The 16,173-nt window shown below is 62.8% G+C and carries 12 protein-coding genes and 1 tRNA gene; 6 read left to right on the plus strand and 7 right to left on the minus strand.

What is annotated here, in order from left to right:
• The first annotated feature begins 161 nt into the window (after positions 1–161).
• Positions 162–1,640 (plus strand): sigma-54-dependent transcriptional regulator, encoded by a 1,479-nt coding sequence (locus tag JFN93_RS12235; protein WP_199384369.1) that lies wholly within the window; start codon positions 162–164, stop codon positions 1,638–1,640.
• 30 nt (positions 1,641–1,670) lie between these two features.
• Positions 1,671–3,584, plus strand: coding sequence for a selenocysteine-specific translation elongation factor (selB, locus tag JFN93_RS12240; protein WP_199384370.1), 1,914 nt, complete (start codon positions 1,671–1,673; stop codon positions 3,582–3,584).
• A gap of 124 nt (positions 3,585–3,708) precedes the next feature.
• Here the strand turns inward: selB and JFN93_RS12245 are convergent, their stop codons facing one another.
• From JFN93_RS12245 to JFN93_RS12275, 7 genes are all read right to left on the minus strand, one after another.
• A complete protein-coding gene (locus JFN93_RS12245; RefSeq protein ID WP_199384371.1) occupies positions 3,709–4,713 on the minus strand; it encodes a peptidylprolyl isomerase in 1,005 nt (334 codons plus the stop codon).
• Positions 4,714–4,734: 21 nt separating this feature from the next.
• Complete coding sequence (locus tag JFN93_RS12250; RefSeq protein WP_199384372.1) at positions 4,735–5,232, minus strand: tetratricopeptide repeat protein; 498 nt, start codon at positions 5,230–5,232, stop codon at positions 4,735–4,737.
• A gap of 283 nt (positions 5,233–5,515) precedes the next feature.
• The gene (locus tag JFN93_RS12255) at positions 5,516–8,272 is read right to left on the minus strand and encodes a cytochrome C (RefSeq protein ID WP_199384373.1); all 2,757 of its coding nucleotides are present in this window, start codon (positions 8,270–8,272) and stop codon (positions 5,516–5,518) included.
• Between the two features lie 30 nt (positions 8,273–8,302).
• Positions 8,303–10,105 carry a hypothetical protein gene (locus JFN93_RS12260; protein ID WP_199384374.1) on the minus strand — a complete coding sequence of 601 codons (1,803 nt, stop codon included), beginning with the start codon at positions 10,103–10,105 and terminating at the stop codon, positions 8,303–8,305.
• A gap of 75 nt (positions 10,106–10,180) precedes the next feature.
• Positions 10,181–10,999 (minus strand): cytochrome c3 family protein, encoded by an 819-nt coding sequence (locus tag JFN93_RS12265; RefSeq protein WP_199384375.1) that lies wholly within the window; start codon positions 10,997–10,999, stop codon positions 10,181–10,183.
• A 539-nt stretch (positions 11,000–11,538) separates the two neighbouring features.
• Positions 11,539–11,636, minus strand: a tRNA-Sec gene (locus tag JFN93_RS12270).
• A 291-nt stretch (positions 11,637–11,927) separates the two neighbouring features.
• Positions 11,928–12,362 (minus strand): bacteriohemerythrin, encoded by a 435-nt coding sequence (locus JFN93_RS12275; protein ID WP_199384376.1) that lies wholly within the window; start codon positions 12,360–12,362, stop codon positions 11,928–11,930.
• A gap of 281 nt (positions 12,363–12,643) precedes the next feature.
• Between JFN93_RS12275 and JFN93_RS12280 the strand changes: the two genes are divergently transcribed.
• From JFN93_RS12280 to JFN93_RS12295, 4 genes are all read left to right on the plus strand, one after another.
• On the plus strand, positions 12,644–12,847 hold the full coding sequence (locus tag JFN93_RS12280; RefSeq protein ID WP_199384377.1) for a hypothetical protein: 204 nt from the start codon (positions 12,644–12,646) through the stop codon (positions 12,845–12,847).
• A 200-nt stretch (positions 12,848–13,047) separates the two neighbouring features.
• Positions 13,048–13,323, plus strand: coding sequence for a hypothetical protein (locus JFN93_RS12285; protein WP_199384378.1), 276 nt, complete (start codon positions 13,048–13,050; stop codon positions 13,321–13,323).
• 339 nt (positions 13,324–13,662) lie between these two features.
• Positions 13,663–14,544, plus strand: a complete 882-nt coding sequence (locus tag JFN93_RS12290; RefSeq protein WP_199384379.1) for a DUF362 domain-containing protein — start codon at positions 13,663–13,665, stop codon at positions 14,542–14,544.
• A gap of 4 nt (positions 14,545–14,548) precedes the next feature.
• Positions 14,549–16,117, plus strand: coding sequence for a 4Fe-4S binding protein (locus JFN93_RS12295; RefSeq protein WP_199384380.1), 1,569 nt, complete (start codon positions 14,549–14,551; stop codon positions 16,115–16,117).
• Positions 16,118–16,173 lie beyond the last annotated feature (56 nt).

Genomic DNA, 16,173 nt, shown 5'->3' on the forward strand with positions numbered 1-16,173 from the left:
AATGCGGAAATTAACTAGACTTAAATATTGCTTTATATATATAATGCCACGGTCGAATACGGCTTCCGCCCCCCTCCCGCCGCGCCTGCGATCCGCGCCGTCCGCCGCACCACGCAACGCTGCACCGGCAGCACCACCTAAGTTGCACGGAAGGTTGTCCGATGAACAAGAACCGAGTCCTGGTCGTTGACGATGAAAAGCTGATCTCCTGGTCTCTCGCCGCCATGCTCAAGAAGGAAGGGTATGAGGTCGAGACCGCGGGTTCCGGTAGTGAGGCGGTGCAGAAGTTCGAGGTCTTCAAGCCGGAACTGGTGATGCTCGACATCTGTCTTCCCGACTCGAACGGGCTCGACCTGTTGAAGCGGTTCAAGGCCGGCAACGACGACCTCTACGTCATCATGATCACCGCCTACTCCAACGCCGACTCCGCAGTGCAGGCGCTGCAAAGCGGCGCCGAAGACTTCTTCGGCAAGCCCTTCAACGTGGACGCGGTAAAGCACGTGGTGAACAAGGCCTTCGAGAAAAGGCGCCTGAAGAAGGAAGTGGAGTTCTTCCGGGGCGAACTGCGGCGCAAGTCCGAAGAGGACAAACTGGTCGGCAACAGCCCGAAGATGATCGAGGTCTTCAAGATGATCAAGGTCTGCGCCGACGCCGACGCCAAGACGGTGCTGATCACCGGGGAGAGCGGCACCGGCAAGGAGCTCGTCGCCAAGGCGATCCACTACCACAGCGCCCGTGCCGACGCCCCCTTCATCGAGGTGAACTGCGCCGCCATCCCGGAAAACCTCCTGGAAAACGAGCTCTTCGGCCACGAAAAGGGGGCCTACACCGATGCCTCGAAAAGGCACAAGGGGGTCTTCGAGATGGCGGACGGCGGCTCGGTCTTTTTGGACGAGATCGGGGACATGCCCTTTGCCATGCAGGCGAAGATCCTCAAGGTGATCGAGACCAAGCGCTTCCGGCGCCTCGGGGGCGAGGAGGACGTCGCGGCGAACGTCCGGGTGATCACCGCGACCCACCAGAACCTGCCCGGCATGGTGCGCGACGGCAAGTTCCGCGGCGACCTCTTCTTCCGGCTCAACGTGATGAACATCTGCCTCCCCCCGCTGCGCGAGCGCAAGGAGGACATCGAGGCGCTGGTGCAGTACTTCATCGAGACCTTGAACGAGGAGTACGGCCGGAACATCCGGGGCGCCTCGCCGGAAACCATGCAGCACCTTTTGAGTTACGACTGGCCCGGCAACGTCCGCGAGCTGCGCAACAACATCGAGCGGCTCATGATGCTCGAACCGGAGAAGATCCTCACCGCCGAATTCCTCAGCCCCGAAATCCGGCAGGCTGCGCTCCCCCTGGCCCCCGCCCCCTCCGGGAAGGAAACCGAACCGGTCGGGATCCCCTTTTCGGGAGAGCACATCTACCTCCCCCCCACCGGCATCTCGCTGGAGGAGCTGGAAAAGCTCCTGATCCAGCTCGCCCTGCGCAAGTCCGGCGGCAACCAGACCCGCGCCGCCCGCTTCCTCAAGACCAGCCGCGACACGCTGCGCTACCGGATGAAGAAGTTCGGCCTTTCCGACCCCGGCAAGGAAGAATCCGAAAAGGATGAGCCTGACGCCAAGGCGCCCAAAGCTCGCTGGGCCTGACTCGTCCTACCTCACCCCTAGGAGCACCCGATGAAGCACCTCATTATCGGCACCGCCGGCCACATCGATCACGGCAAGACCTCGCTGGTCAAGGCCCTCACCGGAACCGACACCGACCGGCTCAAGGAGGAGAAGGAGCGGGGGATCACCATCGAGCTCGGCTTCGCCCACCTGGAACTTCCCGGCGACCTCCGCTTCGGGATCGTCGACGTCCCGGGCCACGAGCGCTTCGTGCGCACCATGGTGGCCGGGGTGGGGGGGATGGACCTCGTCCTTCTGGTTATCGCGGCCGACGAGGGGGTCATGCCCCAGACCCGGGAGCACCTGGAGATCTGCCAACTGCTGGGGGTGAAAAAGGGGGTGGTGGTACTCACCAAGTGCGACATGGTGGAGCCGGACTGGCTCGACCTGGTGAGCGAGGAGGTGCGGGAGTATCTGGCCGACAGCTTTCTGGCGGAGGCGCCGATGGTGCAGGTTTCTTCCCGGACCGGCACCGGCATCGAGAAGCTCAAAGGGGTCCTGGCGCAGCTCGCGCAGGAAACCTCCCAAAAGCGCGAGGATGCGCCCTTCCGGCTCCCGGTGGACCGGGTCTTCACCGTGACCGGCTTCGGCACCGTGGTGACCGGCACCCTCTTGTCCGGCTCCGTCAACGTCGGCGACGAAGTGGAGATCCTCCCGGCGGGGATCACCTGCCGGGTGCGGGGGGTGCAGTCCTTCGGCGCCAAGGTGGCCACCGGGGGGGCGGGGGAAAGGCTCGCGGTCAACCTGCAGGGGGTGGAGCACACCGAGGTAGCGCCGGGTGACGTGGTGGTCCCCCGCGGGCTCTACCGGACCACCCGCGCCGTCGACGTCCGCTTCAGCTTCCTCGCGTCCGCCCCCAAGGAACTCAGGCATCGCGCCACGCTCCGCTTCCATTCCGCCACCTACGAGGTCCCCGCCGAGGTGGTCCTCTTCGACCGGACTGAACTGCCCCCCGGCGAGGATTGCTATCTCCAGCTCCGCCTGGAGCGCCCGGTGCTCCTGCTGCCGGGGGATCCCTTCGTGGTGCGCGACTACTCTCCCCAAAGAACGCTCGGGGGTGGGACGGTGCTCGACCCCTCTCCCCCCCGCCGCCGGCGGCGCTGCGAAGATGCACTGAGCCTTTTGAGCGCCGTGGAGAACGGCGAGGAGCTGGAGCAGATCCGGCTGCTGGTGGAGTCGTCGCTTCTTTCCGGGATTTCGCTGCAGGAACTGGTGAACCGCACCGGGCTGTCGGCCAAGCGGATCGATGCCCTTTTGGCGACGCTTCTCTCCTCGGGTGCGCTTCTCCAGCCGGTAAAGGAGCCGCGCGTCTTCCTGGGAAAGACGGCCTTTACCGCTCTGAAGCAAAGGCTCGTCGACGAGCTCCACGGGTACCTCAGGGAGAATCCGATGCAGGAGGGGATCGGCAAGGAGGAGCTCAAGTCGCGGATACCGAAGCGGAGCGACCCCCGCTTCTTCGGTCCGTTGCTGGCGAGCCTGGAGAAGGAGGGGCGCGCCCTTTCGGACCGCGAACTGGTCCGGCTCCCGGGACGCCGGATCGAGGTGACCCGGGACCAGGCGGCGTTGCAGCAGGAGCTCGAGCAGGAGCTGGTGCGCTCTGCCCTGGAGCCCCCTTCCGTGAAGCAGCTGGGCGAGGCCCTCTGCCTCACGGAAAAGCAGCTCTTAGAGCACCTGCACCTCCTTTGCCGGGAAGGAAAGGCGGTGAAGGTGAAAAGCGACATGTACTACGCCGCGGGGGCGGTCGCCGGGATCCGGGCGAAGCTCACCGCGCATCTCAAGGAGCATGGCGAGATCTTCCCCCCCGACTTCAAGGAGCTGACCGGAATCTCACGCAAGTTCATGATTCCGCTTTTGGAGTACTTCGACCAGGAGCGGCTCACCATCAGGACCGGCGACAAGCGGGTGCTGCGCCGGGCGCAGTGACGGCCGCGCCGCCCGCGCCGGACTGATCGGACTGATCGGACTGATCCGGACTGGCCGAGCACGCCCCGCCGCCAGGACAAGGTGGCCGGAGGTTCCCCCCTGGCCCCTACCTAGCCCCTAGCTCCTACAGCAGCTCGATCTTCGCTTTGCCGCGTGCGGTCCCAACAAAGGCCTCCACGGCGGAGGTCGTCTTCTGCCCCTTGAGGTAATCCTCGATCTTCTGCCGCGCCGCGGCAAACGGTATCGTCTCCGACGGCTTCCGTTCCACGAGCTTGATCACGTGGTAGCCGAAGCGAGTCTCCACCACCTCGCTCAATTCCCCCGGCTTCAGGGCAAACGCCACCTTCTCGAAGCCCGGATCCATCCTCCCCTTCCCGAAAAAGCCCAGATCCCCCCCCTGCTTGCTGCTGGAGCAGGTCGACTTTTCCTTGGCTAAGGTGGCGAAGTCGGCCCCCTTCACGAGCTCGGCACGGATCTGCTCCGCCTTCAGGTGCGCGGCCTTCTTCGCTTCCATCCCACCCTTGGGATCGATCCCGATCAGGATGTGGCTCGCCCGCACCTGTTCCGGAGTACGGAACGTCGCCGGGTTCTCTTCGTAGAATTTCTTGATCTCCGCTTCGCTTACCGTGATCTTGTCGGCAATGGTGCTGTTGACCAGCCGGGCAATGGCCAGGTCCCGGCGCACCGATTTGACGAAAGCCGGCTCGTCCATGCCGATCTGGTCCAGACTCGCGGCAAAGTCCTCCGGTTTGGCGAATCCCTTCTTGATCTGGGACAGCTTCGCCTCGGCCTGCTGGTCCAAGTCCTTGAACTCCAACTTCTGGCTGGCCTGGAAGAGGAGCTCGGAGCTCACCAGTTGGTTCAGCACCTGCTGTTCGAACTCTTTCTGCAGCGTAGGCGGAATCTGCAGCCCGCGCTTGTTGGCCATCACGATCCTCTCGGCGCGGTTGAGTTCCGCGGCGGTGATCTCCTGGCCGTTCACCCGGGCGACGACCTTGGAATTGAGGGCTGCGGCGACGCGCTCGGCGTCGGATGACGCAGCCGTTTGAAGCGAGTGCGTACATGCCGCCAGCAGCGGCAAAAGGCTCAAAGCGGCGAGTGTTTTGGATAACGAACGTGCAAACTGCATGGAAACTCCTCCACGATGGTGTTAGTTGCCGGGAAACTCCTTGAGTATCTTCCGGGCTTCCCGATTCCCCTGGTCGGCCGCCCGGCGGAACCACCGTTCCGCCTCGGCCCGGTCCGACTCTCCCCCCAGTCCGTCCAGGAGCATGATCCCCAGATCGTACTGGGCGTTGGCAAGCCCGGCCTCGGCCGCCCTCTTGAACAACCGGCGCGCCTCGGTGTAGTCGGTTTTGAGCCCCCCCTCCCCTTTCACGTACATGAAGGCGAGGTTCCACTCCCCGAGCGGATTTCCCTGCTCGGCCGATTTGCGGTACCACTTGAGCGCTTCCTGCTTGTCCTGCTTCATTCCGATCCCCGAGGCGTACATCACCCCGAGTTTCGACTGGGCATCGGCATCTCCTTCCCGGGCCTTCTGCTCGATGCCGGCGACTTCCATGCCGTCGAAAGCATGAGCCGGAGCGCCCGTCGCAATGAAGGCGGCGAAACCCAGGGCTACCGCAATATGCTTGGCAATCTTCTTCATGTGCCTTCCTTCTTCTATCCAAAAGGCCGGGACGTCCCCGCTCTGGTCCGCGAGAAGCTCCCCATCCTCACCCTGTCCCTCTCCTTGAAGGAGAGGGGACGCGATGGCAACTTTCTTTGCTCACGAAGCTCCAGCTTCATTAACCTACATGCTGGCTCCCCCGGAATTCCCGGAAGAACCCAAACGCGGGAAAGGGAACGATGCCCGGTGGGGGAAATCCCCCACCGGGCAGATTGCATAACAGATGTACCAGTTACCCGTCCGGCCCTAAGGCCGTCTGGGGCTACGGCAAGGCGTTCGCCTTGTTCTGGATGGCCACCGGATCGGTCAGGTAATTGATCCAGGCGGCCCGGTTGGCGAAGGTCGTGGTCCCGGTGACGTCCTTGAAGAGCACGGTACCGTCGTCGACCGGGTACATCGCCTCGGAGCGCTCCAGGGGCAGAACCTTCTTGAACAGACCGTTACTGTTGGGAGTAAAGGTCTTGGTGGCCGGGTTCCAGTCGCCCAACTGATCGAACTTGATCTCGAGGGCGCCCCCCGCCTTGGTGGAGAGCTCGGCTCCGGTCTCGATGTCGTCCTTGGCACCTACCACCGTCCACTGCTCGGCCGGGGACTGCATGAAGTTGGCCCCCGCGGTTGCCTTGATGGCGGTACCGAGCATGTCGAAGGCGCCGGAGAAGATCGGGGCCTTCGGCGTTGCGGAGTGGCAGTCGGTGCAGCTCTTGCCCAGGACGTAGGTGGCCACCGGACGGATCCCGTGGGTCACCTTGTAGGGGCCGCCGATGAAGGCGAGCTGGGTGCCGCTCCAGCTCTTGCCGTCGACCAGGTCCTTGATCCCGTTGCGGTAGTTCTTGTAGTTGGTGATCTCCTCCGGAGTGGAGAAGAGGATGTTCCCGCCGTAGACCCCGACGTAGGACCAGGCGCCGGTGAAGGTACCGTCCTGGGCGTACGCGCTCATGTACTGGCCGTTGCCGAAGCCGACCGGGACCGGAGCGAAGCCGGAAGGTCCGAAGTTGATGCCGGCCTTCATGTCGCGGGCGATCCAGGGATCGTAGTTGGCGGTGAGGGCGCCGGGGTAGTCGCCGGTGTGGTGCATCGGCGGAGCGCCGGTGACGCCGTCGCCGTTGGCATCGACCGTAGGATCGACGTTGTTCCAGATGCCGGCGGTGATGATGTTGACCGCGTAGACCTTGCGGCGCCAATCGGCGTTCACGCTGCCGTCATCCTTGGTCTTGTAGTAGGTGCCGCCCTTCTGCCAGGTGTAGAGCGGGTCCCACTTTCTGAGGTTGGTGTTGGCAGGGATCATCCCCGGCGCCGGATCCGAGAACATGCCGAGCATGCCGCGCTCCGCCGCAAAGCCCAGCATGTTGGGATAGCGGTTGCCGGAGGTGGCGTCCAGTTCGCGGACCACCATCTGCTCGCGGGTGAGATGGCAGACGGTGCAGTCGATGACGTCGAGGTGGCTGCCGACGAAGGCGACTTCGTTGGAACCGGTCGTGGTCTTGATTGCCTGGGTGACGTTTTTCAGAAGGCCTGCGGCCTGGTGCGCGGCGGTCGGGTTGGGTGCGCCGAAGGTGTCGATGGCGATCCCCTGCTGGTTCTTGCCGGTCACGTGGCAGTTGTCGCACTTCTTGACGGTGTCCTGGCTGTTGACGCTGGCCCGCTTGGTGGCGTTACCCTCGACGCCGGCGGCGCTGTCGTACCCTTTGCCCGGGTCGCACAGCGACTTGCCGTCGAAGGTGGTGTTGGGGTTGGTCCCGGTGGGATCGACGAACTGGTCCACCTTGGTGGTGTTGGTCTGCATGTGGCAGCCGGAGCACTCGAGGTTCAGGTGGACGTCGTACCCCTCGGCCCACATGTCGCCGCGCTTGAACCACTCGGCCCGCGGGAAGGGAACCACCCCTTTCTTGAGCGCGTTTTGGTCCTGCATCCCGCCCGTGTTGGGGAGGGTGGCCTGGTAGAAGATCGGGCCGCTCTGGGTAAGGGACCCGGAGGGGTTGCCGCCGCCCAAGAAGCCCGGGGTGCTCATGGCGACCGACTGGTTGAACTCGGTCATCCCCATGGCGGCGGGCCAGCCGGCCGGAACTGCCGGGGCGCTTTTACCGGAGGCCATGGCCAGGCCGGTCTGGGTCATCAACACCACCGGGGAGGTCGGCATGGAGCTCTCCTGCCAATCCCAGGTATAGCCAAACGGTGCGTTGAAGTCGTAGGAGGGCATGGAAAGCCCGGTGAACGACGTGGTGAAGTTGCTGTTGTAGGCCATCGGTGCGCTGGAGAGGAAGTCGCGGAACATGTCCGGGAGGTCCTTGAGACCCGACGGCATGTGGCAGTTGCGGCAGTTCTGGCTCACCGGCTTTTTCGACATGATCTGGCTCAGGAAGGTCGGGGAGAGCGAGACGATCCCGTTCGCGTCCTTTTGCAGCATGCCGGTGGAGAAGTCGTAGGCCTGGGTGAACATGTTCATGAAGCCGGCGCCGAAGGAGGGGGTCGCGTTGTGGGCGCCGCTGTAAGCCATCACGGAGGACATCAGGTTGCTGTACCCCTGCTGGTGGCACATCAGGCAGTCGAACTCCTTGACGTTAGGCATCATCACCTGCCCGTTTTGGACCTGCATCGGGCTGCCGTCGGGCATGGTGACGGTCATCGCCTGACCCCAGCCACCCGGGGCGGTGATCGCGCTGCCGTTCATGTAGAGCGGGTAGGACCAGGGGGAAGAGATCACCTGGTGGTTGGGGAGGCCGGTGTTCTGGTCGTACTTGTCGAACACGGTCATGGTGTACGGGGTTTGGCCGTCCAGCGCCGGATTCATCATACTGAAGCGCTTGCCGTTTCGATCTTTCTCCACGAAGCCGCCGCCGGGGTGGCAGCTGCCGCAGGTGGTGGAAAGATCCCAGGCCGAAAGGTCGACCATGGTGTACTGGCTGCCGGTGTTGTTGGTAGTGCCCGGCACGACGACGTTGCTGCTGCCGGATTTGAAGTTGGTGAGGTTGTTGACGTAATCAAGGGCCGAAATGGAGGAGGTACCGGAGGTCTGGTTCATTAAGTTCGCCACCTGGCGAAGCGAGGGGCTTCACCACTTGCCAACCATGGCTGTTGACTGCGTCCATGGTTTGTTTTTGGTGGCGTCGAATTTGCCGTTCGCCGTATCGGTGTATTCGCTTCTGCCCTGGTTGGAGTGGAAGGCGTGGTCCGAGATCTTGTCGTAGCTGTAATCCACGCCGTTGATCACGTGGCAGCCGGAGGTGCCGCAGGTCTGCTTCGGAGAGTAGGGCATCCCCTTGCCGGAGGCGTCCACCTGGACCGGGACCTTCTGGCCGCCGGCCATCTGCATGCCGATCTCTTCGAAGGTGTAGAGGACGACCGGCGGGTGGGTCGCCGCCGCAACCTCGAACGGCTTGGTGGCAACGGTCGGGTTGTGCCCGTCATGGCAGTCGGTGCACCCCTTGGTTCCCATGGTGGCCGCGGTGTGGTCGTTCACCGTGGCATGGCACACCTGGCAGGTGGCGGAAACGACATGGGTCTCGTGGGCGCTGGCGTGGCAGGCGGAGCAGACCTTGTTCTGGTGCGTCGTCAGGGTCGGAATCGCTTGAGCGGCGTTGCCGGCGCTGTGGCACGAGGCGCAGAAATTGGTCCCCTGCGCCGCGGCAGTGCCGTTGCCGTTGGCGACGTTGTCGACGTTGACGGTAAAGCTGGCCGCGTTGACGGACCCGGCATTGACCGCGCCGGGGTGCCCGGCGTCGACGAAGTGGCAGGCCTGGCAGCTCGCGTGGCTGCTCGTGTCGGCTACGGTGCGGATATTGTTCGCCGTGTGGCAGCTCTGGCACTGGGTGCCGACATCCGAGGCGTGAGCCAGGACGTTGACGGTCGCGATCGAGTTATAGATCTTGTTGTCGGTGCCGGTTGCCCGGGCGAGGAACTTGTACTGACCGGCGGCGGCGCCGGCGGGGAAGCTCACCGTGACCGAGGAAGCGGTCGGGCCGGTGAACACCTTCTGGATGTTTCCACCCGCAACGCCGGTGTTGTTGGTGTCGTTCTGGTCGGTGAACCCGCTCACGGAAGGCGCGGGGGTCACCGTTGCGATGACCTTGCCGGCGACCGTATTGTAAGCGACGGCATTTTGCGGGCCGGAGACGTAGTACCAGGTGACGGCACCGACGTTCGCGGTGGTCGCGGTCAGGCTGACCCCCTGGCTGTTGCCGGCGGCAACGTTCTGCGGCGCGCCGGTGGACAGGGACGGCCGGTTGGCAGGAGCCGCCGCGGCGGCGGAAAGGGCGACCGGGCCGGTGAAGACATACCCTTTCTTGAAGGTCACCGTGGCGCGCTGGTCCGCTTTGCTGGCATTGGAGACGACCACCAGCGAGTCGGTGGGAGCGCCGCTGATCGCCCCCATGGTGTACCCGACCTTCGGCGTGAAGCTGAAGGTCAGGTCGCTCATGACCTTGTAGCCGTAGTAGAGGTTCCCGATGGAGCTCGGGGAAACCGAACCGTTGGTCACGCTGGCGCGTGCGGTCACGGGATCGACCTGGAAGTTCGCCCAAACGGTGAAGTTGTCGCCATCGGCCGGGTTGATGCTCACGCTGCTGCCGGTCTGGGTGTTGACGGTCTGGGTGCCGTCCTTGTCCACCTTGGTGATGGTGACCGACTTGATGGTGTTGTGGGTATCGGCGGCGACGCTCACGGTGGCGGCATTGTAGGCGTCGAAGCTCTTGGTTTTCGCCCCGGAGCTGTAGCTCTGGAAGGCGCTCGCGCCTTGATAGTCGTATCGGAGTGTACCGCCGACACTAGTGACTTTCGTGGTTAGAAACCACGCGCCACTTGCCATTGCTGGGACGGTACATACCAGCAAGGCAGATGCTAAGCTTTTTTTGAACATGCCCTAACTCCTTGATTAGATAGTCGAAAGGATGAAATCACATTCCGCTCGGCAAGCGGGCTCTCCCGGTGCGTCCTACTTGATGTGGCAGGAGAGGCAGATAGCAGAACCTTCTTCCTTGGCATAGAGGAAGTAGTTGTAGCTGTGGCCGCTGGCGGCGGTCGGTCCCTGGTTGACGGAGTTGTGAACGTCGTGGCAGGTCGCGCAGGTCATGAACCCGCCGTAGAGGGTGTCCTTGATCTTCTTGCCGGTTTCGGCAACCGCGGAATTGCCGGTACGGTTCTGGGTGTTCCAGACCGCGGCGTCCGGAAGGTCCCCGAGGATGAAGCCGTGGCTGCTTTCTACGATCTCGGCGACCGCCTGCCCTGCGGAGGCGATGTTGTTCCGCTTGGCGGCAGCTTCGTCGTACTGGAACCCGATCGGGTGGGTCACGGTGAGGTCGGTGATGTAACGCTTGGCGGTTGCGCCGAGGGCGTCGGTGTAAGAGGCAGTCATCTTGGTGTTGCCGGCCGGGAAGGAACCAGCGGAGCCGTGGGAGTCAACGGCGGTGGAACCGTCGTGGCAAGCCATGCAGAGGCGGCTCGGTCCGATCAGCGGGTCGCTGTTGATTGCGATCTTCTGGTTGGTCGGGGCGACCCAGCTGTAGGGAGCAAGGTTTTTCAGCACGTTGTCGGCATGGTTCCACAGCGGAACGAGAGCATCGGTGGTACGGGCGTTGTGCGGGGTGTGGCAAAAGACGCAGGTACGGCCGAGGGAGTCCCCGGTATAGCCGGCGGCGGCGTTGAGGTCATGCCAGGAACCGTTGATACCGGTTGCGGCCTGGGGACCCGCGAAGGCAACCGTGGCGGTAGCGGCGAGGCCGGCTACCGCGAGAGCTAAGGTCAGCTGCTTCATGTTTTCTTCTCCTTTTTGGTAGTTGCAATTGCACCACATGTCTTACGGTCAACTCGATGGCAAGTTGGCACTGCATACTGCTGGGACTTCTGCTCCTCCTTTCGTTGATTTCTTTCCCAAACTCATGATCAACCCCATCCTCCCCGTTCCCGGCGGAGCGGGATGCTCCCGTCGCTCCGCGGAGGGACTCCCCTCCTGCGGTTGGCTCACTCCATGCGGCAAGAGCGGAAGATAGTGGAGCTGGTTTCCTTGGCGCACCGGCGGCAGCTCAAAACATTAAGGGGTGTCAAGGTTCGACTGGCACTGAGCAAGCTTGATGCCAGCGGGCCGCTGGCGTCATAACCATGCTGATTTACTGCGACTTTGGAAAGTTGCGGTGGGAGGCGGTGCCGTAGATGATGGGTGAATTGCCCCCATGGCAGAGGGGATTGAGTGAGGGAACCCACCCGACGGTGGGCGCAGGCAAGGCGGGATTTCACAAAAAAAAACCCGCCAGAGCGGCGGGTTCGAAAACGGGACCAGGGGTCCCTGATTAGGTTTGGCGGAAGCACATGGGAATCGAACCCACCAGGGAGATTTCTCATCCCCCTCACCGGTTTTGAAGACCGGGCCACCCACCAGCGATGAAGGTGCTTCCAAAATGTCGGCGCCGCGGCAACCACCGCCCGGCATCACGCTCCTGAGGAGCAAAAGCCGGGCCAATGGGGGTGGCCGGCGCGCCCTTTGGAAAAAAAGGGGCAGCACCGGGTAGTTAGCGCCCGGCGGCGGCGATCCCGCAGCAGCCCGCGATGATACGCCCGGATGGGATTGGGTGATATGACCCGATCCTGGGGGGAGATATGCCCCACGGCTGCTTTTTCCCGCTTACCGACATAAAAAAGGGGGCGCGGCAGGTTGCCGGCCCCCTCAGCATGGGATCTATGGGTGACTACTCGCCAAGGTCGATATCGATCCCCTTCCCTTCGCCGTTTTTCCGATAGAAATCGCGGTAGTCGACGTCGGTTTTAAGAATGTGATCGGTGAGCCAGTTCTTCAGAAAGACGAGCATCTCCAGAGTAACGCTCTTTTTGCCGCTCAGGACGTCCTGCTGGATCTCGGCGATCCGCCGGATATACCTCTGATGTTCCTTGGCATGGTCCAGGCGGCCCGGATACCCGATCTTCACCATCCACCGCTCCTCACAGTTGAAGTGATAGGTGGCATAGTCGATCAGCTCATTGACGATCGTCTCCGCCTTGTCCGGACTTTGCCGTTCGATAAAACAGTCATAAGTACGATTCAGCAAGCCCACCAAGTGACGATGATGCTCATCGAACTCGGGTACTCCCAGCAAGAATCCGTCATCCCAGGCAATTAACGACATATCTCCTCCGCCAAGATCGGTGTGTCAGTGACACCAGTAATTTTTGTGTATGAGCACTCTGTTATCATGCCGTTTAACAGTCTTAAGTCAAGCATTACGTCAAAACGAACGAGGATTTCCTCAGTTCGTTTCGCGGGGAATTGTCTTCTGAAGTCATGGCTACTTGCGTTGAGGGGCGTCTTGCTCTACAAAAGGGGAGGATGTCAAAGCTGCACATCCGAGCACAGCGGTTTGCGATGCGCCACTTACTGCCGCCACATTCTTCTCTTATCGGAGGCACAATGGAAAACTCAAACAGATGGAAAATCATCTCGGTGATCGTCGCCCTTGTTCTGGGGTGGGTGGCGTTCAAGATCCTCATCGGCATCACCCGGCTTGCCGTCTGGTTCACCATATTGGGCATCAAGGTGGGGTTCTTCCTGATCCTGTTCGGGATCATCTTCGCGGTCGTTTACTTCAAGTTCCGGCCCCAAAACCGCAGATAACCTCGCATTAGAAGGTGCCGACCCGGTGGGAGCGCCCTTCCGGGCGCGGTCGACGTCGGCACCTCGCGTCGAAAGAAAGCGTAGGAAAGCCCCCTGCCCCCCGTACCTTCTGGATGCTCATTCTTGACAGCAGGAAGACTATCCTTAGAATCGTTTCATTTAACGCAGTACCCAACCCAAAACGTAGCAGGGGAGGACCTATGGAGCGTCTGATCGCAGCGAGGTACCTCAGAGTTGCAGCGGTGGCGGCAATCTTTTCGTTTGGTTTCTTTTGCGGGTCGCTCAGCAGGCAGGATGCCCAGGCGCAGTTGGGGAACGTCGGGGGGGACCTGTTGAAGCGGGCGGAACAGGGGGGCGGGACGATGGGGGGCGTGGCCCAGCTCGGCTCGACCATCAGCGACATGGAGAAAAACGTGAACGGTTTGCAGAAGAATCTGGACACCCTGAAGAAAGTGCGCGCGCTATTGGGGCGGTAGCCTCGGGGTTTTCCTGCAGGACCCAGGGCTGTGATGTTACGTCGCAGCCCTTTTTTTGTCGCAGGTCGCGTTGAGGCCTGAAATGCGACGTCCCCCTCTCTCTGAGAAAACCGGTTTGAATGCCGCGTTTGGTACCTCAACGCGACCTGCCGGTACCACTCGGCGCCCCCCCTTTCCCTTTTTATTCCTCATTGGCTGAAAACGGTGGCTGCATCGGATGATACTCGTGATCGCCCGGCATCGCGGCACGGCAGCGAGCCCCAAAGGGGTTGTATTGCCTATGCACAAGTGGCATAGTACGGCGCCGTGGGCAGTTCTACAGGTTAAGGGGGGAATGTCATGCAGAGAAGGTCGTTTCTGAAACTGGTCGGTCTCTCGGCTTTTTTTCACCAGTGGCTGCTGCGGGACCTTTCCGCCGCCCAAGGGCCGGTGGTAGCGGTCGCCGAAGCCAAAGACCACGCCCGGGCGACCCGCGCCGCCATCGCCGCGTTGGGCGGGATGCACCGCTTCGTGAAGAAAGGGGACGTGGTGGTGGTCAAGCCGAACATCGGCTGGGACCGCAACCCGGACCAGGCGGCCAATACCAATCCCGTCGTCGTGCGCGCCATCGTCGAGGAGGCGCTCGCCGCCGGAGCCAAGAAGGTGAAGGTCTTCGACCGCTCCTGCAACGACGAGCGGCGCTGCTACGTGAACAGCGGCATGACCGCGGCCCTCAAGGGGATGAAGAACGTCGAGCTCAAGTTCGTCGAGAACGAGCGATTCAAGAAGGTGGCGCTGCGCGGCAAGGCACTCAGCGAGTGGGAGCTCTACGACGAGGCGCTGCACGCCGACGTCTTCATCAACGTCCCGGTCGCCAAGCACCACCAGCTCACCAAGCTCACCCTCGGTCTCAAGAACGTGATGGGGATGATGGGGGGCAACCGCGGCGCCATCCACAAGAACATCGACGAGGCGCTCGCCGACGTGAACCAGGCGCTGAAGAGCCACCTGGTGGTGATCGATGCCACCCGCGTCCTGACCGCCCACGGCCCGCAGGGGGGGAACCTCGCCGACGTGAAGCACCTGCACAAGGTGATCGCCTCCACCGACATCGTCGCCGCGGACGCCTACGCCACCACCCTCTTCGGCCACAAGCCCGAGGATATCTCGGTGACCGTCGCCGCGCACCGCCGGGGGCTGGGCGAGATGAACCTGAAAAAGGTGCGGATCGTGAAGGCCTGATGCCATGAAGAAGATCACCGTCGCCCGGCTGTTCCAGCTCCTGTTCCTGCTCGCCTTCCTGGTCCTGTTCGTCCGGACCGAGTACCGCGGCAGCGATACCATCTCCGCCGCGGTGAACAGCCTCTTCCGGATGGATCCGCTGGTGGCGGCAAGCTACCTCGCCGCCACCCGGAGCTTTACCTGGCTGCTCGTCCCCGCGCTGGTCACCGTAGTCGCTACGCTCCTTTTGGGGCGTTTTTTCTGCGGCTGGATCTGCCCCTTGGGGACCGTCCTCGACCTCGTCACCGGCAAGATCGCCAAGACCGCTCCGATCCGCGCCCTGAAAGGAAACCTCAAGTACTGGCTTCTCCTCCCGGTGCTCGTTGCCGCGCTGGTGCGGATCAACCTCGCCGGGGTGCTCGATCCTTTCGGCATCCTGGTCCGGGCCCTCACCTTCTTCGTCCATCCGATCATCGGCGACGCGGCGCGCAGCGGTTGGGTTTCCCTCTATCGGCTGCTCGGCGAGCGGCGCGATCACCTCGCCCCGGCCTACGAACTTTTGCGGGACAACCTCCTCCCGTTCCGGGAGACCTTCTACCCCCTTGCCTTCATCTCGGTCGCCCTGTTCGGGCTGATCATCTTCCTGGAACGCTACGAGAGCCGCAACTGGTGCCGCAACCTCTGCCCCTTGGGGACGCTCCTGGGACTTTTGAGCCGCTACACCCCGTTCAAGAGGACCCCGGCGGCACTCTGCAGCGACTGCAAGGCCTGCCGGGCGCTTTGCCCCACTTCCTTCGACGAGGGGGTGCTCAAGCAGGAGGAATGCATCCTCTGCATGGAATGCCAAAAGGGGTGCCGCTTCGACCGGGTCCGCTTCCCGCTGGCCGGGATCTCCCGCGGCCCCACGCCGTATCTTCCGGAACGGCGCGTGCTTTTGGGCGGGGTGGTGGGAGGCTTTTTCCTCGCCGGCTCGTTCCGCTACCGTTCTCCCGAGTCGCAACCCCGCCTGCTCCGCCCCCCCGGCGTCCTGGGGGAGGACGACTTCCTCAAGAAATGCGTCCGCTGCGGCGAATGCATGAAGGTCTGCCTCAAGGGAGCCCTCTATCCGGCGGTAGCCCAGGCCGGGCTGGAAGGGATCTTCACCCCGGTGGTGGTGCCGCGCCTGGGCTACTGCGAATACAACTGCACCCTTTGCGGCCAGGTCTGTCCGACCGGGGCCATACCGGCGCTCCCGGTCGCGCAGAAAAAGCGCGCCGTGATCGGAAAGGCGGTGTTCGACAAGAACCACTGCCTTCCTTTCGCCAGGAAGACCAACTGCATCGTCTGCGAAGAGCATTGCCCGATGCAGCAGAAGGCGATCCGCTCCGAGAAAGTGGTCGAGATCGACCCGTCGGGGAAGCGGATCGAGCTCCAGAAGCCGTACGTGGTCGACGAGCTTTGCAACGGCTGCGGCATCTGCGAGAACGTCTGCCCCTTGGAAGGAAAGGCGGGGATCGAGGTTTTCGCCGTGAAGGAGAGAAAGCCGCTGGCAGCCGCGGCACTCACCCAATCACCAGGCAGCGGGGCGGCTCCGGGGGCGGATCCTTACCAGTAACATCTGGTGCCCCTCCAAGGTAACTATCCGAACTTACCGCTGTGGGGGCCATTCCT

It is taken from the genome of Geomesophilobacter sediminis, assembly GCF_016458275.1.
In the GTDB taxonomy this organism is placed as follows: domain Bacteria; phylum Desulfobacterota; class Desulfuromonadia; order Geobacterales; family Geobacteraceae; genus Geomesophilobacter; species Geomesophilobacter sediminis.

Coding starts and splice junctions, on each gene's coding strand:
- JFN93_RS12295 (WP_199384380.1), top strand. CDS start 14,549: ATGAAGAAGATCACCGTCGCCCGGCTGTTCCAGCTCCTGTTCCTGCTC.
- JFN93_RS12260 (WP_199384374.1), bottom strand. CDS start 10,105: ATGTTCAAAAAAAGCTTAGCATCTGCCTTGCTGGTATGTACCGTCCCA.
- JFN93_RS12265 (WP_199384375.1), bottom strand. CDS start 10,999: ATGAAGCAGCTGACCTTAGCTCTCGCGGTAGCCGGCCTCGCCGCTACC.
- JFN93_RS12235 (WP_199384369.1), top strand. CDS start 162: ATGAACAAGAACCGAGTCCTGGTCGTTGACGATGAAAAGCTGATCTCC.
- JFN93_RS12250 (WP_199384372.1), bottom strand. CDS start 5,232: ATGAAGAAGATTGCCAAGCATATTGCGGTAGCCCTGGGTTTCGCCGCC.
- JFN93_RS12275 (WP_199384376.1), bottom strand. CDS start 12,362: ATGTCGTTAATTGCCTGGGATGACGGATTCTTGCTGGGAGTACCCGAG.
- selB (WP_199384370.1), top strand. CDS start 1,671: ATGAAGCACCTCATTATCGGCACCGCCGGCCACATCGATCACGGCAAG.
- JFN93_RS12285 (WP_199384378.1), top strand. CDS start 13,048: ATGGAGCGTCTGATCGCAGCGAGGTACCTCAGAGTTGCAGCGGTGGCG.
- JFN93_RS12245 (WP_199384371.1), bottom strand. CDS start 4,713: ATGCAGTTTGCACGTTCGTTATCCAAAACACTCGCCGCTTTGAGCCTT.
- JFN93_RS12290 (WP_199384379.1), top strand. CDS start 13,663: ATGCAGAGAAGGTCGTTTCTGAAACTGGTCGGTCTCTCGGCTTTTTTT.
- JFN93_RS12255 (WP_199384373.1), bottom strand. CDS start 8,272: ATGAACCAGACCTCCGGTACCTCCTCCATTTCGGCCCTTGATTACGTC.
- JFN93_RS12280 (WP_199384377.1), top strand. CDS start 12,644: ATGGAAAACTCAAACAGATGGAAAATCATCTCGGTGATCGTCGCCCTT.